The sequence below is a fragment of the Rhodococcus sp. IEGM 1409 genome, assembly GCF_030056735.1.
In the GTDB taxonomy this organism is placed as follows: Bacteria; Actinomycetota; Actinomycetes; order Mycobacteriales; family Mycobacteriaceae; genus Rhodococcus_F.
This window is the reverse complement of sequence record NZ_JASHKN010000001.1, coordinates 1,167,884-1,190,582: the sequence shown is the minus strand read 5'-3', so window position 1 is coordinate 1,190,582 and position 22,699 is coordinate 1,167,884. Positions and strand designations below refer to the sequence as shown.

Here is a 22,699-nt window from a genome sequence, read left to right as displayed (position 1 = left end):
ACTACTGACATGGGACAGCCGAACTCGGATCTTCCGCTCGACGGAATCACCGTAGTTGCACTCGAACAGGCGGTTGCGGCACCCCTCGCCACCAGACACCTCGCGGACATGGGTGCGCGGGTGATCAAGATAGAACGCGTCGGCGACGGTGATTTTGCGCGTCACTACGACCAGGCGGTTCACGGTCAGGCATCACACTTCGTGTGGCTCAACCGTTCCAAGGAATCGATCGCCGTCGACGTGAAATCGGAATCCGGCCGGCAGATCGTTCTCGATCTGGTCGCGCGAGCCGATGTGTTCCTGCAGAACCTGGCTCCCGACGCAGCCGCGCGACTGGGATTCGGTGCGGAGGAACTGCGCGAGAAATTCCCACGGCTCATCGTGATCGACATGTCCGGCTACGGCAGCGACGGCCCACGGCGCGAGCGCAAGGCCTACGACATGTTGGTCCAAGCCGAGACCGGAATGATCTCCGTGACAGGCACGCCGGAAACGGCCACCAAGACCGGCATCCCGGTCTCGGACATCGCGGCAGGAATGTACGCGCTGACTTCGATTCTGAGCGCCCTGTTCCGCAGAGAGCGAACGGGTAAGGGAGCGCTCGTCGAGGTCTCGATGTTCGATTCCACCGTCGAGTGGCTGGGTCATCCGATGTACATGAAAATGTATGCGGACAAGCAGATTCCGCGCGTCGGTCTCGGCCACGCCGCGATCGTTCCCTACGATTCGTATCCGACGGCCGACGGCGAGATCCTGATCGGCGTCCAGAACGATCGTGGATGGCGGGCACTGATGGTGGACGTGTTCGAGCGCGAGGATCTGGTCGACCATCCGCGTTACCGCACCAACATCGTGCGCGTCGAAAACCGCGTTGAGGTAGACGAATTGGTGGGTTCTCTGACTCGTCTGTACTCGACGGCAGATCTTGATCAGCGCCTGGCAGCTGCTGGTGTTCCGGCCGCGGCACTCAACGACATGGCCGGTCTGCTGGAACATCCGCAGCTGGAGAAGCGTGCCAGGTGGCGGTCCGTGGGCACCGAAAACGGTCCGATCGATGCCGTGCTGCCTCCGATGACGTTTTCGGATGTCGAAATGCGCATGGGTGATGTTCCAGCTCTCGGCCAGCAGACGGATTCTCTGCTGGCCGAGTTGGGTCGTACCGACGATCAGATCACGAATCTCCGACAAGACGGATCGATCGGTTGACGCGCCTAGCGTCGCAGGTTCTCGAACACCGCTGCAATTCCTTGTCCGCCACCGATGCACATGGTCTCGATCCCGTACCGCCCCTGGCGCCGGTCGAGTTCGCGCAACAGATTGGCGAGGATTCGCCCGCCGGTCGCGCCGACGGGATGTCCCAGCGAGATGCCGGAGCCGTTGACGTTGAAGCGTTCCTCGATGTCCTGCGCGCTCAATCCCCAAGCCTTGGCGCACGCGAGAACCTGGGCCGCGAAGGCCTCGTTGACTTCGATGAGGTCGATGTCGTCGAGTGACAGGTCGACACGGGAGAGTGCCTTCGCCACGGCAGGCACTGGGCCGATGCCCATCCGGTTCGGCTCCACACCGGCCACACCCCAGCTGACCAGTTTCGCGAACGGTCGCAGGCCCAGCCGTTCGGCGTTGGCAGCAGTAGTGACGATCGCGGCTGCGCCGGCGTCGTTCTGGCCGCACGCGTTACCGGCGGTGACAGTGGCGTCGGGATCGACGCGACCTCGAATGGGGCGCAGTGCAGCGAGATCGGCCAGCTGAATCCCTCGGCGCGGATGCTCGTCGTGGGTGACCACCGTCTGCTCACCACGACGTCCGGGCACCGAAACGGGAATGGTCTCGTCGTCGAAATACCCACTGTCCTGGGCATGAACTGCCCGCTCGTGTGATCGGACCGCGTAACGGTCCTGCTCGTCGCGAGTGATCGAGTACTCCCGACGCAAGTTCTCGGCGGTCTCGATCATTCCGCCCTCGACCGGGAAGTTGACTCCGCCGGAGTTCGTGCGCGGTTTGGCCAGTCGGTCGTGGAACTCGACGGAAGGGCGCTTTGTGCCCCAACGCATGTCGGTGGAGTAGAACTCGGTTCCGCTCATGCTCTCGGCGCCGCCGGCGATGACCAGGTCGCTCATCCCGGTCTGTACTTGCATCGCGGCGTAGATGATCGCTTGCAATCCCGAACCACAACGGCGATCGAGTTGTATTCCGGGAACGGACACGTCGAGACCGGCGTCGAGTGCCGCGATTCGCCCGATGGCCGCAGCCTCTCCGTTGGCGTAACCCTGACCGAAGATGACGTCGTCGACATCGGTGGACGCAATGCCGGTTCGTTCGACGAGGCCACGCACAACAGTGCCGGCGAGAGTGGTGACGGGAACGTCCTTGAAGACTCCGCCGAATCCGCCCACCGGGGTGCGAACGGGTTCACAGATGACTGCGTCGTGCATGGAATGCGCCTGTCTCGAGGAGAGGTGGGGAATGCGTCGCGTGGACGGACCGATCGAAGGGCCACCGCGACCTGGCCACTCGAATATCCAGCACGCGCGGCGCGATTGTCAACAGCGGGAACGACCTGTTCGGACATAGTTTCCGCCATACGGTTCGTATGCGAAATCGACTTTGACACATATACCGTTCAAGGATTGAATGGACGCACGACCTCTGCTGAGCACGGCTCGCCGCTGGTTGAAAGTTCCTGTAGTCGAATCGGTTTCGTCGACAGGAGAGGGTGAAGTACCGACTGACAGGTGGAACAGTGACTCGTTTGGCGCAGACGGCGGGATTGACCGAAACCCAGACCGACATCGTCGGGGCGGTACGAGAGTTCGTCGATCGCGTCGTCATCCCCGCGGCGCAGGAGCTCGAACACTCGGATACGTACCCGACCGACATCGTCAAGCAGATGAAGGACATGGGTCTGTTCGGATTGACGATCGAACCCGAGTACGGGGGCATCGGCGAATCACTGCTTACCTATGCGCTGTGCGTCGAAGAGTTGGCCCGTGGATGGATGAGCGTGTCCGGTGTCATCAACACGCATTTCATCGTGGCTCACATGATCTCGGCGCACGGGACGCCGGAACAGAAGGCGAAGTACCTGCCGCGTTTGGCTTCCGGGGAACTCACCGGCGCATTTTCCATGTCGGAGCCGGCCCTCGGTTCCGATGTTGCTGCGATATCGACCAAGGCGAAGCGGACGGACTCCGGCGATTACGTGATCACCGGGCAGAAGATGTGGCTGACCAACGGTGGTTCGTCGACGTTGGTGGCAGTCCTGGTCAAGACGGACGAGGGTGCGGAAAAGCCGCACAACAATCTGACGACGATATTGATCGAGAAGCCCGCAGGTTTCGGTGAGGTACTCCCGGGCCTGACCATTCCGGGCAAGCTCGAGAAGATGGGGTACAAGGGAATCGACACCACGGAGATGATCTTCGACGGTTTCGAGATCGGAGCCGAAGAGGTTCTCGGTGGCACCCCCGGCTTGGGATTCCGGCACATGATGGACGGCGTCGAGGTCGGTCGGGTCAATGTCGCCGCTCGCGCTTGCGGAATCGCCCAGCGGGCTTTCGAACTGGCTGTCACCTACGCAAAGCAACGCGAGACTTTCGGCAAGCCGATCGCCGAGCATCAGGCCATCGCGTTCCGGATAGCGGAGATGGGCACCAAAGTCGAAGCGGCCCATCTGATGATGGTCAACGCTGCCAGGCTCAAGGACTCGGGTGAGCGCAACGATGTCGCCGCAGGTATGGCGAAGTATCTGGCGAGTGAATTCTGCTCGGAGGTCACGCAGGACAGCTTCCGTATCCATGGTGGGTACGGCTACTCCAAGGAATACGAGATCGAGCGGTTGATGCGCGAGGCGCCGTTCCTTCTGATCGGTGAAGGCACCAGCGACATCCAGAAGCAGATCATCAGCAAGGGCCTGCTGCGTACCTACAACTGAGCCGAGAAGCGGCACCGCGAACTTTTGCGGTGCCGCTTTGTCGTGTCGGATCAGCGGGTGAACGTCAGCGCTTGAATGCCAGGGTTGTCACCGGTGACCGATTGCCGTATGCGTCAACGGCTTCGACACGAGCTTCGTATGCGGTGCCCGCCGCTGCATCGGGAATCGGAATGTCGAGGCTGTTCGGCCGCGGCATGAAGTAGAAGTCGGAGAGCACCTTCGACGAGACAACCTTCGCTCCGGTGGCTGTGTTCGTGATCTCGACGGCATAGTGATGGACCATCTGGTCGTCCATTGCCTGCGCGATCCGTAGCGCTGTTTCACCGTTTGCTCCGGTGCTCACCGAGAGCGGGGTGGCCGTGGTGAATTCCGGCGCGTGCGTGTTCCGTGCACCCTGGATGTAGCGGAAGTTGTCCTTGATCTGCTGGTTGGTCGAACCGTCGAGCTCGACCGTCCACCCCGAACCGCTCAGCGTGCCGGCGCTCGAGTACGGCGGCTGCCAGCTCGCGGACCACACGCCGCCGGCGTAGATGTCGTGCTTGTCTGCCGCCATGTTGATGCGGTTGATCTCCGTACGGTCTTGGTAGACCTCGACGAAGAGCGCTTGGGCGGTAGGTGATTCGAATCGGTTCGCGAGTCCGGACTCGGTCACCATCTGATAGCCGTGATCGATTTCGATGTACGACATCGAACCGTCGTTGACCGACGTGAAGTCACGCTGATGGATCGACCGATCGTCGTTGTTGTTCAGATGTGAGTGTCCGGAGAAGAAGATTGCCTGAGGGAAGGCGCTCAAGTCCTCTGTCAGTCGTGGATTCGACGCCTGCTGGCCGTCCATGGCCGTATTGCTGGCAGGTCGGTGGCCCTGGACGAGAATCGGTTTGGTCAGGTTCGCCGAGTCCGAGGTGATTTCGGTCAGGCGGGACTTCAGCCAATTGCGTTGTGCTGAATCATTGTTGTATGTCTCGGTGTTCACTGTGAAGAGATGGACACCGTTCACGTCCGATTCGTAGTATCCGCCACCGGAATCCGGGAACCACTCTGCCGGGTATCCGGCTCTGATCGCCGCGAGACTTGCATCGTGGTTGCCGTTGGAGATCAGCAGTTGGGTGTCGTTCATACCCTTCCTGGCGAGGTTTGCCTGGAAGATCTCTGCGACGATCTTGTGATCTGGGCCTTTGCCGTCTCCGTTGTCGTTGATCATGTCGCCGTTGGACAGGATTGCGTCTGGCTTCGGGAAGATGGAACCGATTGTGTCGAAGAAGCTTTCGTACTTCTTGTCGTTGTTCACGTGATCGCCGACATGGACGTCGGACATCACGACGACTCGAGCCAGCGGCTTCTCCGAGGTCTTGATCAGGTAGCCGAACGAGACGGCTGCGCTCGCGTGATCGCCGCGGAAAGCGGCGACAGTGACGTTGGTGTCCTTTGCGATCTGCAGCGGATGTCCGGGCGTGGCAGCTTGGCTGTCGGCGGTGGGTGTCGTTCCGTCCAAGGTGTAGCGGACGGTGGCGCCCCGCTCGGCGGTGAAGGTCAGGTCGAGGGGGTGCTCGTACCGTCCGCCGGGGACACTGACGCCGGGAACTGCGGGCGGAGAGTTGTTCTCACCTGAAGAACTGCCCCATTCGAAGGACGAGCTGCCCCAGCGGGGTTCGGCGTTCGGCTCGGCTTGGGGTTCGGCGGGGGCGATGCCGGGAACTGCGAGAGCCGCGGTCACGGCTGCTATCGCGATGGTCGTACGTCTCACGAGGATTCCTTGTCTTCGACGCGGTGGTTCAGACCCATCCGCAATTGGTCTGGACCAATTACGCTAGGCGGTGCCGAATAGGAAAAGGTGTGTCCTGAATGTCCGATTAATGAAGCGTGTATGAACACCCTGCAGTGCTTGGTATCGGTAGACATGGCTGCGTTTATGGCAAAGTCGACGGCGTGGACCTACGTCAGATCGAGTACTTCCTTGCCGTTGCCGGTGGGGAGTCTCTGTCGACGGCAGCGCAGAATCTGTCGGTCACCAAGCCGTCGCTGTCGCAGGGGATTCGTGGTCTCGAGCGCGAACTCGGAGTCGAACTGTTTCACCGTGTCGGTCGCGGTTTGGTACTGACGGCAGCAGGTCGGGCGTTGGTAGGGCCGGCCAGGCAGATGATGCGTAGTAGTGCGGCCGCGTTCAATGTCGCGATCGGTACGGCCGACGAGCCTCGTGGGCGACTCGACATCATTTCCGCGGCACATGGTCTCGAAGGCCCGATCGCACGCATCGTGGCGAACTTTCGTGAGCGGTGGCCTGGTGTCACCGTTCGGGTCGGTGAACTGATGCAGGGTGCGACGACCGAACAGGTGCTGGCCGACGGCGCATGCGAGGTGGTCTTCAGCTATTGGCCCCCGGACATGTCGGCGCTGTCGACAAAAGTGATCGGGGTGAACGAGTACTGGCTGGCAGTGCCATCGGGGGTGCACCCAGACGTGTGGCCCAACGGCGTGAAACCCGCTGCAGGAGAGCCGGTGTCATTGACAGAACTGCCCGATCTTCCGGTGGTGGGCGTGCTCAAACACTCGCGGGCGCGGCTCGCCATCGAGTCGTCCCTGCAGGCTGCCGGTGTCAGGACTCGAATGTCGACGGAGTTGGCGCAGCGGGAGACCGTTGGCGCGTTCGTCTTTGCGGGTTTGGGTATGGCATTCATGGAGCGTTCGCTGGCCGAGAGATCGGTTGCGTCCGGCGCGGAGATATTTCCGGTGGAGCCGGCGATCTCACTGAATTACGGCGTCGAATTCGATCCGGAGACACTCTCCCCGTTGGGCAGGCTGTTCGTAGACGGATTGTGACGTGTGCAGAGTTTCTCGATGTACGCGGACCCGGCCGGCGAGAGCGGGCCGTCGCGGTAGACCAAGATCGTCTGCCGGGTGATCGGTGGGAACAGCGAGCGAACCTCAGCTGCTGGGGAGTCTTGTTCGGCAATCGATCTGGGAAGCAGTGCGGCGCCTACGCCTTGGCCGACCATCTCCCGGACGGCAAGGCGATCAGGTACTTCCACGACGACGTTGGTGAGTTCCAGGTCGTCGTCGACCGAATGCCCGCGCCTGGCTGCGGAGGCCTCGACCACCATCGGCAAGCGCGCAACCACAGCGCGTGGAACCGGGTCGGATAGTTCTCTGGCCAGGTGAACGGGGATAGACAAGACCGTTTCCTGGGTACTCACGGAGATTTCTCGAAGCCCGTCGGAGACACCGGTACTCGGTTGGGTCTCGAGAAACCCGAGTTCACACGCGCCTGCTCTGACCAGTGCTCGCACGTCCTGTGCGTTCGCGGCGGCGTTCGTGAAGAACCGAATTCCGGGTGCCGTCAGATGGAGGCGTCCGGCGACCTCTGCCACCGGGTCGATGGCAAGATCGGACTGGACAGCTACGGCGAGTTCCCCGGCACGCAAAGTGGTTACCGCAGCCACCGCGGCTTCAGCCCGCGCAACGTCGGAAAGCAACGAACGGGCAGACTCGGCGACCGCCAGTCCGACTGCGGTGGGAGTCAAACCGCGAGTGGTGCGCTCGAAGAGTGTGGCTCCGAGTGCTCGTTCGAGGTTGCGTACGGCCTGCGACAGTGACGGTTGCGAAATACGCAGGACGTCCGCGGCCGCAGTGACGCTGCCGTGATCGACGACGGCGACGAGATACTGCGCGCTGCGTATGTCCATCCCGGGTGCCTGCATCTGACGATTCTCCCAGATGGTGGTGCCCTGACTGCGGTGACTTGCTGCGACCTGCAGACATAGGTCTGAGCTATGGCTCTGTGCGCCTTCTCGTCTTTGTGGCGCAGGCCATAGCGATGGTCGACTGTTCCAGTACCACTGACCGCGGTTCGCGCTCGGTGAGTACCTGGAACACAGGAGCGTGATGTGAGCGAGCTTCACCTACCCAACCGGATACGCCACTCGGCGTCGACACGGCCGTTCGATCTGGCGATCATGTGCGGCGACCGAGCTTTGACGTGGGCCGAGCTGGACGGCGAGACCAGTGCCTTGGCGAGTGCGTTGGCAGAAGTGACCGCAACGGGTGCTCGCGTTGGCGCGCTACTGCGGATGGGACTCGAAGGTGCGGAAACCTTCATCGCGTGTGCGAAGGCGGGCGCTGTGTTCATCCCGTTGAACTGGCGGCTCAACCCACTCGAACTCGTCGACATCGCCGAGGACGCAGAACTCGACGTCTTGATCCTCGACGACGAGTTCGCAGTGGGCGCGGCGGCGATTTCCGCAGCGTTGCCGGACATCGCGGTCATCACCGTGGGAGCTGTGGGGGGTCTGCCGGATTCGCGAACCTGGGCGGAGTTCGTGGCGTCCGGGACGGGCGTCGACCCCGGACAGGGGCACGATCCGGACGCAGCAGTTTTGCAGCTTTACACGTCCGGGACCACCGGCCGACCCAAGGGCGTCGTGGCCACGCATCGGAATCTGTACAACGAACCCGTGGGGTTCGACGTGTACGAATTCGGTTCGAATGCAGTGGCACTCGACGCGCTGCCCCTCTTTCACATCGCCGGTGCAGGCTGGATGAGTACGTGCCTGTCCGCCGGAGTGCCTTTGGTGCTGCTCGGCGACATGGCACCGGCTCGGGTCGCTGATGCCATCGCGACTCACCACATCACCCACGCATTTCTGGTGCCTGCGGTCATTCAGACGCTGGTAGATCTGCCCACCCTCGACACTTTCGACCTGACCAGCCTGCAGGTTGTCGCATACGGGGCGTCGCCGATCACGCCGGCACTTCTCGCCCATGCGATGAACGTGTTGAACTGCAAATTCGTTCAGCGATACGGGATGACCGAGACAACGGGTTCGGTATCCGTCCTTCGTGCCTACGACCATCATGTGAGTGGGCCGCGATCGGGCTTGCTCCGCTCTGCAGGAAAACCGATGATCGGTGTCGAGATCTCCATTCGAGACATCACGACTGGTGCGGAATTGCCGCCCAACGAATCCGGTGAGATCGTCGCGCGCAGTAGAAACAACACTCGCGGGTACTGGCGACGTGAACGTGAGACCGCCGAATTGTTCACCCACGACGGCTTTCTCCGAACGGGCGACGCCGGCCATCTGGACGACGAGGGCTATCTGTTCGTCACCGATCGTCTCAAGGACATGATCATCACCGGCGGAGAGAACGTTTATCCGATCGAGGTGGAATCCATTCTGGCCGAGCACCCTTCGGTTGCCGAGGTCGCGGTGGTCGGGGTTCCCGACAAGCGCTGGGGTGAATCCGTCACAGCGGTGGTCAAACTGGTCGACGGTGCCGAGGTGCCCAGCGTCGAGGAGTTGATTGCTTTCAGCACAGCGAAGTTGGCGTCGTACAAGAAGCCTCGCCAGATCCATTTCGTGGAGTCTCTACCTCGTAACGCCAGCGGGAAACTGCTCAAGTCGAGCTTGCGGACCATGTTGAACGCAAGCGGAGAAGCATCATGATCGTGACCGAAGACGTCGGTGTCGCACAACGAGAGGCGTGGGCGAACAAAGTCCTTCCACCGGTGGAGCAGGTACGGGACGGATTGTGGTCGATCCCTGTTCCCATGCCGGACAACCCTTTGCGCTACGTGCTCGTCTACGCGCTCGCGCTCGACGACGGACTAGCCCTCATCGACGTCGGTTGGGATCACGAACAGTCGTGGCAGGCTCTGGTCGACGGCATAGCGTCGATCGGATACCACATTTCCGAAGTGCGGTATGCGGCAATTACACACCTGCATCCCGATCACTTCGGCCTGGCGCCGCGCCTTCGGCAGGTCAGCGGTGCAACGCTGGCGATGCACGTGGCCGACGCGACGCTTCTCGGATACCACGGCCCCGAGCAGACTCGCGACGACATCAGTGGTTGGAACGTGCAGTTGTCCGAACTCGGCGCGCCGGCCGAAGTGCTCGACGCCTCTCGGGTCGACCTGGTGCGGTTCGCTGAGCACGAATCCATCGACGTCGTTCTTGGCGATGGGGATTCACTCGACCTACCCGGATGGAATCTTCGCGCCCAGTGGACGCCCGGGCACACCCCTGGACATCTCTGCTTCGTGGAAGAAGACAGGGGTTTGTTGTTCAGCGGCGATCACATGTTGCCGAGGATCAGCCCGAACATCTCCACGATTCCTGGTGAACTCGATAACCCGCTCCATCGTTATCTGCTCTCGCTCGAGGCGACGACAACCCTGGGTGAATGCGAAGTGCTTCCGGCACACGAATATCGATTCCGGGGGATCGCCGATCGTGCACGTCAATTGATGGGGCACCACGAGGAAAGATTGGCGGAAATTGTGGTGGCGGTGCAGGCCGAGCCCGAGTCCACAGCCTGGGACCTCTCGCGCACGATTTCCTGGTCTCGCCCGTTCGATCAGATGTCGCCGCGGCTACTTCGCCTGGCAGTCCGCGAAACACATGCTCATCTTGTTGTTTTGGCCAAGCGGGAGATCGCGACACCGTCCGGCGGCACGCCCGTGCGATGGAGCCTCCGCGCGCAGTGACCTTTCAAAAATCTCATCACGGAAGTAGGAACCGAACATGAGCGTCGTGCTCACCGACTTCGCCGACGGCATTGCCGTCATCACACTCAATCGTCCCGAGGCCAAGAACGCGGTCAACCTGGAACTCGCAAAGGCATTGGCGGCCGCGATCGACGAGTTCGAGGAACGGTCCGATCTCACCATCGGAATTCTGACCGGGGCTGGTGGAACCTTCTGCGCTGGCATGGATCTCAAGGGATTTGCGCGTGGGGAACGACCATCGCTGCCCGGTCGTGGGTTCGCCGGTTTGACGGAAGCTCCGCCGTCGAAGCCGCTGATCGCAGCCGTCGAGGGTTGGGCACTCGCCGGCGGTTGTGAACTGGCGTTGGCAGCCGATCTGATCGTGGCATCTTCCGACGCGAAATTCGGCTTACCCGAGGTGAAGCGGGGGCTTGCCGCGGCCGCCGGTGGCCTTCTGCGTCTGCCCAAGATTCTCCCGTATCAGCTCGCCATGGAGATCGCTATCACGGGTGACCCACTCAGTGCCGCCGTGGCGCATCATCACGGCCTGGTCAATCGACTCGCCGAACCGGGACAGGCTCTGGCCGTCGCACGCGAGCTTGCGGCACGAGTAGCGGCAAACGGTCCGCTGGCCGTGCGCGCGACGAAGCAGGTGCTGGCAATGTCCGCCAAGTACACCGATCCGGATGCCTTTGTCGCGCAACGCGAATTCATCGATCCGGTCTTCGCATCCCGTGATGCCAAGGAAGGCGCCACCGCATTCGCCGAGAAGCGCTCTCCCGTGTGGAGTGGTTCATGAGTGCCGAAACCGTCGAGCGCGCGGCCGTCAGCATCGAACGCACGGGCGCTGTCGCAACGATCGTTCTCGATCGACCGCATCGCCGCAACGCCCTCGATCTTGACGCCTGGATCGCGCTCCGTGAAGCGGTCCTCGAACTTCAAGAGGACTCGCAGATTCGCTCGGTGATCCTGACCGGCGCGGGTGGCACCTTCTGCGCGGGTTCCGATCTGGACAAACGCGGCTCGTCGCATCCGCTCGATCGGATGCGCGTCATCAACGCAACCGCAGCCGCCCTGGGTGAGTTTCCCAAGCCCCTGGTGGCAAAGGTCGACGGGTTTGCCGTCGGAGCCGGATGGAACATGGCGTTACTCTGCGACTTCGTCGTGGCAGCCAAAGGCGCGAAGTTCAGCCAGATCTTTGCCAAACGCGGGTTGTCGGTCGACTTCGGGGGTTCGTGGATCCTGCCGAGACTGGTCGGACTCCAGCAAGCCAAGCGACTGGTGATGCTCGCCGAGACGATCGACGCTCAGGAAGCCTACGAACTCGGATTGGTGACCTATCTGGTCGAACCGGCCGAACTGGACGAACACGCGTCAACACTGGCGCAGCGGCTCGCCGACGGTCCGCCTGCTGCATTGAGTCAGTCTGCGGCCATGCTCGAACATCACACTTCGCTCTCGTTGCGGGAAGCACTCGACAACGAGGCAAGGGCACAAGCCGTCAATTTCGCGACGGACGCTACCGACGCGGTTCGTGCCTTCGTGGAAAAGCGGGAGCCGAATTTCACCGGAGAGTGGGCGGTACCAGGGGTAACTCGCGTGGAGTGAGCGACAGATCGCTGGTCGTATGATGAGTGAGTGGACCTGCACTTTGTTACCTACTTCGTCGCTGTTGTCGACCACGGTGGGATAACGAAGGCCGCTCAGGCTCTCTACATTTCGCAACCGTCTCTTTCGCAGGCAATTCGTACGCTCGAGCGTCGACTCGGCGCCACGCTGTTCGATCGGACGGGTCGACGGTTGGTTCTCACCGATGCCGGACGAACGTTCGATCTCGCGGCCAGGCGAATACTTGCCGACGTCGAGCGCGCGAAGGCCAAGGTTACCGCCGTTCGCGAACTCGAGTTCGGCCGTGTCGACGTCGTCTCGTACTCCGCGTTCTCGATCGATCCGATGGTCGAATTGGTCCGTCGATTCCGGGCCAACTTCCCGAAGATCGTCGTGCGCGTTCTCGACACGTACGGCCCGGCCGGGGTGGACAACGCGTTGCGGCGCGGATCGGCCGAGGTCGGTGTCACCGATCTGAGTATCGGGTACGAAGGATTGGTCACGGCTCCGATCGTCACTCAGGAGTTGGTGCTCGCCACGCACGCGTCGTTGTCCGGCCGCTTGGTGGCGCCGTTGATCGATCCGGTTCCTCGAGCGCTACTGCACACTTTGCCTCTCGTCGTCGACCTCGGTGACCAATCGAACCAGTTCCGGGGTTTGCTCAGCGAAGGCGCCGAGAACGTCGTCGTGGATTGTGTCCATCCGGTCACGACGTGGGACCTGGTCCGTCGCGGAATCGGCGCCACAGTTGTTCCGAGAAAAGTTGCACAACAGCAGATGTCGGATGTGTGTGCCTTCTCGTTCGATCCGCCGCTTCGGCGCGACGTCGGCATCGTCTACCGCTCGGGTGAGCAATCGCCGGCCGCTGCCGCGCTTATCGCGACTGCTGCCGAAATGGCCGCCACGTCCTCTTCATCCGCTGGGGAGGGCTGATCTGTGGAATTTCGACAGATGGAGTACTTTCTCGCGGTGGTCGAGAACAAGGGAATCAATGGCGCCGCAGCCGCTTTGGGGGTCGCTCAGCCGACAGTGTCCCAGGCGTTGCGCGGGTTGGAACGCGAACTGGGAGTGAGGCTTTTCCACCGGATCGGGCGCGGCATGGTGCTCAGTGCCGCCGGTCGCAGCTTGGTCGGCCCGAGCCGACAGGTTCTGCGAGACGTTGCAGCCGCGGCGGAACAATTGACGGCATCCGACGGTGCGATTGTCGGTCGACTCGACATCATGGCTTTTCCTGCGCTGACCTCCGGGACGATCGTCGATCTGATCGCGGAGTTCTGTCGGCGGTATCCGCAAGCGCGAGTCAGATTTTCGGAACTCGAGCGGGAGGACAATCTGGAAAGCCTCATCCGGGACGGCCACTGCGAATTCGCGGTGGCACATCTGCCGCTCGAGGCCGGCGAAGGGCTCGAGATCGTCGAATTGGGGGAGCAGGAGTACCGCCTGGTCTACCCGGCGGGAACTGATCTACCCGAGGGGCCGGTACGCCTTTCGGAAATGCCGGACATTCCCATGGTATTCGTTCCTCGCGGGGCGGCGATGGGTGACGCGATCGAAGATTCGATCCGAAAGGCCGGTACGAGAACGGAACTCGCAGTGGTCACGGAGCAGCGGGAGTCGCGGCTACCGATGGTCATCGCTGGGCTCGGCGGTTCGTTGGTCGAGCGCTCGGTGGCGAAATCGATGCCAGGAAAGGTGGTGGAGCGAGCCTGTGAGCCGAGATTCCTGCGTGCGTACGGTCTCGCCTTCGACCCCTCGACATTGTCGCCGGTGGGACAGGCATTCGTGAACTTGGTCCACGAATACCTGTCCGACGAATACCTGTCACAGCACTAGCGTCGGCAGATACGCTCGCGAGCCGCCTCGTACTCGGATGCGAGACGCTCGACCACTGCATGCGTCGGAAGAACTGCGTCGACCGAACCGATTCCCTGGCCCGCGCCCCAGATGTCGCGCCAGGCCTTGGCGTCGGTATCGGTGGTCGCGAAACTCATTGCGGAAGGATCGGATTCGGCCAAGTTTTCCGGGTCCAAACCGGCGGCAACGATGCTGCCACGCAGGTAGTTCCCGTGCACTCCCGTGAACAGATTGGAGTACACGATGTCCGAAGCGCCAGAGTCGACGATCATTTCCTTGTACGCCGGATCGGCGTTGGCCTCTTCCGTAGCGATGAAAGCCGAACCGACATAAGCCAGGTCGGCACCGGCCGCGAGGGCAGCAAGAATCGAATCACCGTGAGCGATCGCACCCGACAGCAGTAGCGGACCGACGAACCACTCACGAATCTCCCGAATCAGGGCAAACGGCGACTGTCTACCGGCATGTCCGCCTGCCCCGGCGGCGACCGCGATCAGCCCGTCCGCACCCTTCTCGATCGCCTTGCGTGCAAAGCGGTTGTCGATGACGTCATGGAGAACGATTCCGCCGTACGCATGAACCGCATCGTTGATGTCCGTGCGTGCGCCGAGCGAGGTGATGACGATCGGGACCTCGAACTCGGCGATGGTCGCCAGGTCCTCTTCCAGGCGGTTGTTGGACCGATGGACGATGAGGTTGACCGCAAATGGTGCGGAGGGCTTCTCCGGGTGCTCACGATCATGCTCCTCGCGCGCCACCGTGATCAGCTTGAGCCAATCCCGAAGTGCCGACTGCGGACGGGCATTCAGGGCCGGAAAAGACCCGATGATCCCGGACGTGCACTGCGCGATGACGAGGTCGGGCGTCGAGATGATGAACATCGGTGACGCGAGAACGGGTACCCGCAGTTGCGACGTCAGGTCTGCGAAGGTTGTCATTTGGAACCTGCCTTGTCGACCGACTCGAGAAGCCTCGACCGGAGATCGGTTTTGAGGACCTTGCCGGCGGCGGACGTCGGGAGTAGCTCTACCTCGACGACCTCGCGAATCTTCTTGTACGGCAGCACTTGTTCGGCGACAAACGCCTTGATCTGCTCGGCGTCGAACTCGGCGCCCGGAATCATCACCACGAAGGCGACGGGTTCTTGACCGTTGCTCCCCACTTCGCGGCCGACGACCGCAGCAGTCGAGATCGCGGGGTGCGAGACCAGAATCTCTTCGAGTTCACGCGGATAGACGTTGTACCCCTTGTAGATGAGCATGTCCTTGGCCCGGTCACAGATGAAGAGGTATCCGTCCGAGTCCAGGTACGCGATGTCGCCCGTGTCCAACCAGCCGTCGACGAACTGTTCAGCGGTAGTTTCCGGGTGACCGAGATAGCCGTCGGTGACCTGAGGTCCACGCACCCACAGCTCGCCACGTTCGTTCTCGCCCAGAACCGTCTTCCGGTCGAGTTGATCGCGAATCTGTATCTCGGTGTCGAAGATCGGGAGGCCGACGCTGCTCTGACGGTACTCCGAGCCGTTGATCAGCGGAGCGGCCGTGACCACACAAGTGGCCTCCGTCAGTCCGTACCCCTCGACGACCAGCGCTTTGGGAAATGCGCGGCGGAGCGCAGCGAGCGTGACGCTGTCGATCGGGGCAGCGCCGGAGGACACGACACACACGCTGTCGGTGTTACGCACCGTAGCGTCGGGATGAACCGACAGCGCGTGCCACATGGCGGGAGACCCGGTGAGGTAGGTGGCCCCATGCTTTTCGATCAGCTCGAGCATCCGGCCGGGTTCGAACCGGCCGGCAAATACCTGAGTGAGTCCGGAAATCAACAGGAACGACGTGTTGAGCAACGAATGTGCGTGGAAGAGAGGTGAGACTACGATGGTCGCCCCGGTTCCCGGCGTCGGACCGAGCACGTCGAGGCCGTCGATGCGTCGTGGCGTGACCAGACCGTCGGCACCTGCCTCCAACTCGTGCCCGGTTCTCCAACCACACATCTGCGTGATGTTGCCGACGACGTTGCGGTGAAGAACGCGAACACCTTTGGAAACTCCGGTGGTTCCGCCCGTGAACGCGATGTGTGCGATGTCGTCGCTACGGACGGTGGCAGGGGTGAATTCGGTGGGTAGGTCCGCGATGAAGGCGTCGAACGCGACGACCGACTCCGGTGCGTCGAGCGCGCCCTCGGCGTCCTGGACCATCACGATCGTACGTACGGTGCTTCCCGCAGAAGCCGCCAGAAGGACGTGCAGCTGCGAACTCTGAGTGACCGCAGCAACGGCCGACGTCTCTTCGATCTGCTTGCGCAGCCCAAGCTCTGGCTGCAGTGGATTGACCAACGTAACGGTCGCTCCGGCTTGCAGGCAGCCGTAGTAGGCCTGGAGGAACTCGACGCAGTTCCCGAGGTGCATCAACACCACGTCGCCGACGCCCACCCCGGCTTGCCGCAATGCACCGGCGAATTGTGCACTGCGCTGACCGAGTTCGCGGAAGGTGCACGTGCGCTCGCCGTCCACGACCGCGAGGCGATCACCGTACAGTGCCGCCATGCTGGGTGCCCAGTACGCCATGGTGGTATCCGGGTAGTGCATGTTGTGGCGCAGTTGTGGATTGGCGATCACGCTGGCGCCCGTCACCGGGGAGCCATCCGGATAGCGCCGTCGAGCCTGATGGTTTCGCCGTTGAGATAGCCGTTCTCGAGCATGGAGACGGCCAGCTGACCGAACTCGTCGGGGCGACCCAACCGTGAGGGGTTGGGAACCGAAGCTTCGAGGGCGGTGCGCACGTCTTCGCGCAGGCGCGCCAGCAGGGGAGTGTCCATGATGCCAGGAGCGATGGTGTTGACGCGGATTCCGCGGCTGGCGAGATCGCGAGCAGCGGTGACCGTCATGCCGACGATGCCGGCTTTGGATGCCGTGTAGTTGATCTGACCGATCTGACCTTCGAATGCCGCGACCGACGCCGTCATGACGATGGCACCTCGCTCACCGTCCACGGCGTCGAGTTCGGCCATCCGCTCGGCGCCGAGACGGAGTGCGTTGAACGAACCGACCAGATTCAGTTTGACGACGAACTCGAAATCCTCGACCGATCCGGCTTTTCCGTCCTTGTCGAGAATGCGCATGCGACGCCCGGCCCCCGCGCAGTGGACGACGCCGCGCAGTCCACCGCGCTCGTGCGCCGCGTCGAGTGCTTCCGCGAATTGTTCGCTGTCGGTGACGTCGGCCGGGGCGAATTGTGCGGCAGCTCCGAGATCGGCCGCCACCTGCTTACCGTCGGAGGAAGGCAGATCGATCAACGTGACCTGCGCCCCGGCGTCGAGCAGTCGTCGAGCGGTTGCCAGGCCGAGACCTGAAGCCCCGCCGGTGATCGCGGTGGAAAGTCCCTCGAGTTTCATGAATCAATTCTTCTTTCCTGCTGGATGACGTACGGCCCGAAAGCTTTGTCGGGTCAGATCAATTCGAGAATGGTCGCATTGGCCATGCCGCCGGCCTCACACATCGACTGGAGGCCGTAGCGAATTCCCCGATCGCGCATGTGATGTGCCAGGCGAGTCATCAAGATCGCGCCCGATCCGCCGAGTGGGTGACCGACCGCGATCGCGCCGCCGAGCGGATTCACACGATCGATGGCCGCGCCGGTCTCAGCCTGCCAGGCAAGCGGGACGGGCGCGAATGCTTCGTTGATCTCGAAAGCGCCGATGTCGTCGATGGACAAGCCGGAGCGATCCAATGCCTTTGCAGTAGCGGCAATCGGACCGGTGAGCATGATGACCGGGTCATCGGCCGCGACCACTGCGGTGTGGATACGGACGAGAGGCTTCCACCCGCGTGCCCGGGCGTACTCACTGGTCGTGACGAGTGCGGCGCCCGCTCCGTCGGAGATCTGAGAAGAGTTGCCGGCGTGGATGACTCCGTCGGCGTCGAAGGCCGGGGGCAGCTTCGCGAGCGACTCCAGACTTCCGCCTCGGCGAATGCCTTCGTCCTGGGACAACTCGGCGATCGGAGCGATCTGCCCGGTGAAGGCACCTGCATCGGTGGCGCTGGCCGCGAGTTCGTGTGAGCGAAGTGCGTATTCGTCCAGAGCGGTTCGTGTGAGGGCCCATTTCCGAGCCATCATCTCGGCGCCGGTTCCCTGGCTGAAACTGTCCACCCCGAAGCGTTCGAGTACCGAAGCGGGGAAGTGCTCACCGTTTTTGCTGGCGGTCCCCATCGGTACTCGCGACATCGATTCGACGCCTCCGGCTACGACCACGTCGTTCTGGCCGGAGATGACGGTGGCCGCGGCGAAGGAGACTGCCTGCTGGCTCGATCCACAGGCTCGGGTCAGCGTGACACCGGGAACGCTGTCCGGCCAACCGGCGGCGAGTGCCGCTGTGCGGGCGATGCTTCCGGCCTGTTCGCCGACCTGACTGACGCATCCCCAGATCACGTCGTCGACCGTCGCCGTGTCGAGCCCGGTCCGTTCAGCGAGCGCACGCAGTACATGCGCAGACAGCTCGGCCGGATGGATCTCCGAGAGGGCGCGGCCGCGACGGCCGATCGGTGTACGTACTGCGTCGACGATGACGGCATCTCGCATGTATCTCTCCTGCTGTTCGTGCCCGGTGTTGCGACGGCGCGGTTGGGGCGTTACTCGAGTCGATCACGAGCGGGGCGACCCGGCAATGTCTTTCGGTGAATGGCTGTGTTAGCGAATGGCTATACGTGGAGTACTCAGCCGCGGATGAGCTTGCGGTCGCGTTCGGGGTTGGCGAAGACGAGGACCAGAACCGCGGCGATGACGCCGATGATGCCGATTGCCTGGAAGGACTGGGCGTAGCCGTCGGCCGGCGTTGCAGCGTTGTCCACGATGACTCCCGTTGCGTAGGGCGCAATCAGGCCGCCGATCGACATGATGGCGAGGAAGAATCCCATCGTTCCGGCAGTCTGCTGCGGCGGGCACAGTTCGGAGATCGCAGCGTTGATGAGCGGGAAGGTGATTGCCGAGAATCCGTAGCCGATCGAGACCATGGCGACAGCGACGATGGGAGTGGAGATCTGAGGCAGGAACAGGAGGATCGATCCGCAGATCAGAACGCCGACACAGGGGACGATGACACGAACCGTGCGAGAGGTGAAGCCGCGGCCGATCAACTTGTCCGTGACCGAACCGGAGGTGATCATGAGAACCAGCCCGACGATCGAGGGTAGCGCGAACATCGAACCGGCCTGCATCGCACTGTATCCGAGGCCGACCTCGAAGTACGACGGCAGCCAGGTGAGAACGACGGTGGTCAGCGCATAGATGGCGGCGATGAGGAAGCAGCAGCTGACGAAGGTGCGGGAGAGCACGATCTTGCGCCACGGAACATTGGGTTCGGTGACTGCCTTCGTTGCTGTCCCGGTCGCCTCGGTTGCTTCTGTATCTGCATTCTTGGTCGCCTTGACGGCCTTGCTCGTGTACGGGCCCTCGGACCAACCGGCCAGCCAGCAACCCATCCACACGAGCCCGAGAACGGAGAGCGAGAGAACCGCTGCTCGCCAGCCGTAATGAACGGCGATGAAGGTCAGTACCGGCGCGAGGGCAATCTTCGCGATAGAGGCGGATCCGGCGAGCATTGCGCCGGGAAGGCCGCGCTTGGCCGGCGGGTGCCACGAGTAGGCGGCGGTGTGCATCAGCGCCGAGCTGGGACCCTCGGCGAATCCGAGGAGCATGCGCGAGACGATCAACATCGCGAGGCTGGCGCCGAGAACGAGGGGGAGCATGACCACGGACCAGATTGCGGCCAGGATCAACAGCGCCCAACGTAGGGTCAGGTACTTGTTGAGCGGTCCGGCGAGGAATCCACCGATGCAGAACATCAGGAAGAAGAGCGAGCCGACCATGCCGATTTGCGACGACTTCAGTCCGAGCTCACGAGCGAGGGGCTGAGCGATGATTCCGAGGACTGCTTTGTCCGCGTAGTTGACGATGTAGAGGAAGACGACGAGCCCGGTCATCGTCCACGCACGCTTGCGAGTACCGAAGACGGGGACTGCTGACGAATCTGGCGTTGCTGTTGCTTCGGGCTGGACGTCGTTACGCTGTGGCGCGATGGGGGTCACGTGGCGTCCCTTCGAGACTGGTGGGCGGATGCGATCGTGCTCGAAGCGCGGCCTCGAAGCGATCGTCGGTGTTGTATTTGCCGGCTGACCTATTCAACGTGTTCTGGATCACTTTGAGCAATGTCGCGTCGGTGATCGGAACGATAGCGGTTGCCTATGTATTGCAGGTCAGGCCATATTGGTACGCCCTATCGGACGCATAGCCGATGGGTGTTGGATCAAAGACGGAAGGTTGAGGCAAGGTGAGATCAGGATCACCCTGTTCCCATTGACCGACTGGAGTTCATACATGCAGCGCACCGTGTTCAACGAGGATCACGAGGCATTCCGGGCTACCGTCCGCGATTTCATCGCGAAGGAAGTAACCCCGGTCCACGAGAAGTGGGAAGAGGACGGTCACCCGCCCCGTGACTTCTACCGGCGGCTGGGAGAGCTGGGCGTACTCGGAATTCAAGTCCCGGAGGAGTACGGCGGAGGCGGCGAGAAGTCGCTCAAGTTCAACGTCGTCGTCGCCGAGGAAGTTGCTGCCGCCGGGGCGTCGTTCGGCTCGCAGTCGGTGCATACGAACCTGATCCTGCCCTACCTGCTCGAGTACGCGAACGACGAGCAGAAGAGCCGCTGGTTGCCGGGCTTCGCTTCTGGAGATCTGATGTTCGCGATTGCGATGACCGAACCGGGAACGGGTTCGGATCTGGCGAACATCGCGACGACGGCCAGGCTGTCCGAGGACGGTACGCACTACGTGGTCAATGGTTCGAAGACGTTCATCACCGGCGGGGTACTTGCCGATCGCGTCCTGGTCGTGTGCCGCACCGCGCCCAGTACAGCGGAGAACCGACGCACTGGGTTGTCGATTCTGGTGGTCGATACGTCGTCGCCCGGATACTCGGTGGGGCGCAAGATCAACAAGATCGGCCTCAAGACCTCCGATACTGCGGAGCTTTCGTTTGTCGACGTACAGGTGCCCGTCGAAGACCGGCTCGGAGAAGAAGGCGACGGGTTCAGCTATCTGACTCACAACCTGGCTCAGGAGCGGTTGACCATCGCGTTCGGAGCAGCCTCCACCGCGAGTGCCGCACTTCGCTTTGCCATCGACTACGTCAAGGACCGCAAGGTGTTCGGTAAGCCCGTTGCGGCATTCCAGAACACCAAATTCGTTCTGGCCGAATGTGCTACCGAGGTCGATGCCATCCAGCTGGTGTCCGACAACGCACTCGAATGCCATGACCGTGGCACGCTGACGATTCCCGACGCAGCGAAGGCGAAACTGTTCTGCACCGAGGCGGCAGGTCGAGTGATCGACAAGTGCCTCCAACTGCACGGCGGATACGGCTACATCACCGAGTACCCCATCGCGCGTCTTTACGCAGACACGCGCGTCACGCGAATCTACGGTGGCACAAGTGAAGTCATGAAGACCATCATCGCGAAGGATCTCGGTCTCTGAATTGCTCGCTACAAACTTTCGGCCTCGGAACGTTGTTCCGAGGCCGAAAGCCATTTCTGGGTAGATCAGTTCGGCGGAACCCCGACGACGCCGTCCGTGATCAGCGCCGAGTTGTGATCGGCGTTGGTTCCGAGGATGTCGGCGATCACCGCGATCGAGTCGCCGCCGACCTCGGAGGCGGGGCCGGTGGCCAGGTGCGCGCCGTCGAACGAGGCAGGGTTGGCGGCAGCCAGATAGCTTCCGATTCGAGGTTGATCGAGTGCGGAGAACATCGGGTTATTCTCGAGTTCACCGGATTTCACAACCTCCTCGAAACTTCGGTACCTCTCGAACAGAACTGACGATGTGTCCAGCGCTGCGGCGATCTCGGCGGCGCTGTGTTCCCGGAACCAGTGTGAGAACAGGGCAGTCAGCACCTCTCGGTGGCGGTAGCGGTCCGCTTCGGTGGAGAAGTCCGCTCCGAGTGCGGTTTCGACGGCGTCGACAGCCGCCGTGGTGCCGGTGACCGACGCGAGGTCGCGGAAATGGCGAGTAGTGAGGGCGACGATCATGAACCGTTCGTCGTCACTGGAGACGAAATCGATTCCGTACGTGCCGTAGACGGCGTTGCCACCGGACTCGCGACTGCGGCCGTTAACCTGTACTTCGGTGAGGTAGCCGAGAGTTCCTGCGGTGGCCAACGCGACGTCTTCGAGTGGGAGCGTGATCCGAGATCCACGTCCGGTCGAATCACGTTGACGCACTGCCGCAGTGATCGACAGGGCGGCGTACAGCCCGCACGCGACATCCCAAGCGGGCAAGGCGTGATTGACAACTCCGGCGTAGTCCGCGGGGCCGGTGATCCGTGGAAATCCCAACGCGGCGTTGACCGTGTAGTCGACTCCGGGGCTGCCGTCGCGGCGCCCGAGGATCTCGAGGGTGATGACATCGCTGCGCAACTGGGCCAGGGAGTCGTGGCTCATCCAGTTGCGGCCGCCGGCATTGGTGACCAGGATTCCGCCGCCAGGTCCCGTAGCTGTGATCAGTTGGCGAACGAGTTCTTGGCCGCGCTCGGCACGCATGTCCACCGAGAGTGAGCGTTTGCCTTTGTTGAGCCCGGTCCAGTAGATGCTTTCACCCTCGGCTGTCACCGGCCAGCGCTTGTAGTCGGAGGCACCTCCAATGGGATCGATCCGGATCACCTCGGCACCGAGCTGGGAGAGAGTCAGCCCGCACAGGGGCGCGGCGACAAAGCTCGAGACCTCGACGATGCGAAGCCCGGACAGCGGGCCTGGGGTCTGAGTCATCTGT

19 protein-coding genes are annotated in these 22,699 nt (G+C 62.3%); 10 read left to right on the top strand and 9 right to left on the bottom strand.

All coding sequences use genetic code 11. From position 1 onward, the window contains the following. Positions 1-9 precede the first annotated feature (9 nt). Entirely contained in the window at positions 10-1,206 is a 1,197-nt protein-coding gene (locus QM716_RS05865; protein WP_283303082.1) for a CaiB/BaiF CoA transferase family protein, read from the top strand. A gap of 5 nt (positions 1,207-1,211) precedes the next feature. Here QM716_RS05865 and QM716_RS05860 read toward each other — a convergent pair whose 3' ends face one another. Further along, positions 1,212-2,432, bottom strand: coding sequence for an acetyl-CoA C-acetyltransferase (locus QM716_RS05860; RefSeq protein ID WP_283302975.1), 1,221 nt, complete (start codon positions 2,430-2,432; stop codon positions 1,212-1,214). Positions 2,433-2,740: 308 nt separating this feature from the next. On the opposite strand from QM716_RS05860, the gene QM716_RS05855 reads away from it, so the two are divergent. Then, positions 2,741-3,931 carry an acyl-CoA dehydrogenase family protein gene (locus tag QM716_RS05855; protein WP_283302973.1) on the top strand — a complete coding sequence of 397 codons (1,191 nt, stop codon included), beginning with the start codon at positions 2,741-2,743 and terminating at the stop codon, positions 3,929-3,931. Positions 3,932-3,995: 64 nt separating this feature from the next. On the opposite strand, the gene QM716_RS05850 is transcribed toward QM716_RS05855, so the two are convergent. Then, a complete protein-coding gene (locus QM716_RS05850) occupies positions 3,996-5,678 on the bottom strand; it encodes a metallophosphoesterase (RefSeq protein WP_283302971.1) in 1,683 nt (560 codons plus the stop codon). Between the two features lie 182 nt (positions 5,679-5,860). On the opposite strand from QM716_RS05850, the gene QM716_RS05845 reads away from it, so the two are divergent. Beyond that, positions 5,861-6,751 carry a LysR family transcriptional regulator gene (locus QM716_RS05845; RefSeq protein ID WP_283302969.1) on the top strand — a complete coding sequence of 297 codons (891 nt, stop codon included), beginning with the start codon at positions 5,861-5,863 and terminating at the stop codon, positions 6,749-6,751. Here QM716_RS05845 and QM716_RS05840 read toward each other — a convergent pair. Then, positions 6,685-7,629: a LysR family transcriptional regulator gene (locus QM716_RS05840; RefSeq protein WP_283302967.1), complete on the bottom strand. Its 945-nt coding sequence runs from the start codon at positions 7,627-7,629 to the stop codon at positions 6,685-6,687. The two genes, QM716_RS05845 and QM716_RS05840, sit on opposite strands and share 67 nt — an antisense overlap. Positions 7,630-7,815: 186 nt before the next feature. Here QM716_RS05840 and QM716_RS05835 point away from each other — a divergent pair, with 186 nt between their 5' ends. The 6 genes from QM716_RS05835 to QM716_RS05810 are packed head-to-tail and all read left to right on the top strand — an operon-like array spanning position 7,816 to position 13,859. Beyond that, a complete protein-coding gene (locus QM716_RS05835; RefSeq protein WP_283302965.1) occupies positions 7,816-9,375 on the top strand; it encodes an AMP-binding protein in 1,560 nt (519 codons plus the stop codon). Continuing rightward, positions 9,372-10,418, top strand: coding sequence for an MBL fold metallo-hydrolase (locus tag QM716_RS05830; protein WP_283302963.1), 1,047 nt, complete (start codon positions 9,372-9,374; stop codon positions 10,416-10,418). Before QM716_RS05835 ends, QM716_RS05830 begins: the two co-directional genes overlap by 4 nt. A gap of 37 nt (positions 10,419-10,455) precedes the next feature. After that, entirely contained in the window at positions 10,456-11,217 is a 762-nt protein-coding gene (locus QM716_RS05825) for a crotonase/enoyl-CoA hydratase family protein (protein ID WP_283302961.1), read from the top strand. Beyond that, on the top strand, positions 11,214-12,026 hold the full coding sequence (locus QM716_RS05820) for an enoyl-CoA hydratase/isomerase family protein (protein ID WP_283302960.1): 813 nt from the start codon (positions 11,214-11,216) through the stop codon (positions 12,024-12,026). Before QM716_RS05825 ends, QM716_RS05820 begins: the two co-directional genes overlap by 4 nt. Before the next feature lie 30 nt (positions 12,027-12,056). Beyond that, a complete protein-coding gene (locus tag QM716_RS05815; protein ID WP_283302958.1) occupies positions 12,057-12,959 on the top strand; it encodes a LysR family transcriptional regulator in 903 nt (300 codons plus the stop codon). A 3-nt stretch (positions 12,960-12,962) separates the two neighbouring features. Further along, positions 12,963-13,859, top strand: a complete 897-nt coding sequence (locus QM716_RS05810; RefSeq protein ID WP_283302957.1) for a LysR family transcriptional regulator — start codon at positions 12,963-12,965, stop codon at positions 13,857-13,859. On the opposite strand, the gene QM716_RS05805 is transcribed toward QM716_RS05810, so the two are convergent. The 5 genes from QM716_RS05805 to QM716_RS05785 form a co-directional block, all read right to left on the bottom strand. Beyond that, positions 13,856-14,818, bottom strand: a complete 963-nt coding sequence (locus QM716_RS05805; RefSeq protein ID WP_283302956.1) for an NAD(P)H-dependent flavin oxidoreductase — start codon at positions 14,816-14,818, stop codon at positions 13,856-13,858. The two genes, QM716_RS05810 and QM716_RS05805, sit on opposite strands and share 4 nt — an antisense overlap. Next, a complete protein-coding gene (locus QM716_RS05800; protein ID WP_283303080.1) occupies positions 14,815-16,467 on the bottom strand; it encodes a class I adenylate-forming enzyme family protein in 1,653 nt (550 codons plus the stop codon). Before QM716_RS05800 ends, QM716_RS05805 begins: the two co-directional genes overlap by 4 nt. A 41-nt stretch (positions 16,468-16,508) precedes the next feature. Continuing rightward, positions 16,509-17,273, bottom strand: a complete 765-nt coding sequence (locus tag QM716_RS05795) for an SDR family NAD(P)-dependent oxidoreductase (RefSeq protein WP_003939944.1) — start codon at positions 17,271-17,273, stop codon at positions 16,509-16,511. Between the two features lie 53 nt (positions 17,274-17,326). Then, entirely contained in the window at positions 17,327-18,457 is a 1,131-nt protein-coding gene (locus tag QM716_RS05790; RefSeq protein WP_283302954.1) for a thiolase family protein, read from the bottom strand. A 134-nt stretch (positions 18,458-18,591) separates the two neighbouring features. Further along, the gene (locus tag QM716_RS05785) at positions 18,592-20,055 is read right to left on the bottom strand and encodes an MFS transporter (RefSeq protein ID WP_283303078.1); all 1,464 of its coding nucleotides are present in this window, start codon (positions 20,053-20,055) and stop codon (positions 18,592-18,594) included. A gap of 196 nt (positions 20,056-20,251) precedes the next feature. Here QM716_RS05785 and QM716_RS05780 point away from each other — a divergent pair, with 196 nt between their 5' ends. Continuing rightward, positions 20,252-21,409: an acyl-CoA dehydrogenase family protein gene (locus QM716_RS05780; protein ID WP_283302952.1), complete on the top strand. Its 1,158-nt coding sequence runs from the start codon at positions 20,252-20,254 to the stop codon at positions 21,407-21,409. Between the two features lie 65 nt (positions 21,410-21,474). Here QM716_RS05780 and QM716_RS05775 read toward each other — a convergent pair whose 3' ends face one another. Beyond that, positions 21,475-22,695, bottom strand: coding sequence for a CoA transferase (locus QM716_RS05775; RefSeq protein ID WP_283302951.1), 1,221 nt, complete (start codon positions 22,693-22,695; stop codon positions 21,475-21,477). Between the last annotated feature and the right edge of the window lie 4 nt (positions 22,696-22,699).

Coding starts and splice junctions, on each gene's coding strand:
- QM716_RS05865 (WP_283303082.1), top strand. CDS start 10: ATGGGACAGCCGAACTCGGATCTTCCGCTCGACGGAATCACCGTAGTT.
- QM716_RS05860 (WP_283302975.1), bottom strand. CDS start 2,432: ATGCACGACGCAGTCATCTGTGAACCCGTTCGCACCCCGGTGGGCGGA.
- QM716_RS05840 (WP_283302967.1), bottom strand. CDS start 7,629: ATGCAGGCACCCGGGATGGACATACGCAGCGCGCAGTATCTCGTCGCC.
- QM716_RS05830 (WP_283302963.1), top strand. CDS start 9,372: ATGATCGTGACCGAAGACGTCGGTGTCGCACAACGAGAGGCGTGGGCG.
- QM716_RS05825 (WP_283302961.1), top strand. CDS start 10,456: ATGAGCGTCGTGCTCACCGACTTCGCCGACGGCATTGCCGTCATCACA.
- QM716_RS05820 (WP_283302960.1), top strand. CDS start 11,214: ATGAGTGCCGAAACCGTCGAGCGCGCGGCCGTCAGCATCGAACGCACG.
- QM716_RS05805 (WP_283302956.1), bottom strand. CDS start 14,818: ATGACAACCTTCGCAGACCTGACGTCGCAACTGCGGGTACCCGTTCTC.
- QM716_RS05800 (WP_283303080.1), bottom strand. CDS start 16,467: ATGCACTACCCGGATACCACCATGGCGTACTGGGCACCCAGCATGGCG.
- QM716_RS05795 (WP_003939944.1), bottom strand. CDS start 17,273: ATGAAACTCGAGGGACTTTCCACCGCGATCACCGGCGGGGCTTCAGGT.
- QM716_RS05790 (WP_283302954.1), bottom strand. CDS start 18,457: ATGCGAGATGCCGTCATCGTCGACGCAGTACGTACACCGATCGGCCGT.
- QM716_RS05780 (WP_283302952.1), top strand. CDS start 20,252: ATGCAGCGCACCGTGTTCAACGAGGATCACGAGGCATTCCGGGCTACC.
- QM716_RS05775 (WP_283302951.1), bottom strand. CDS start 22,695: ATGACTCAGACCCCAGGCCCGCTGTCCGGGCTTCGCATCGTCGAGGTC.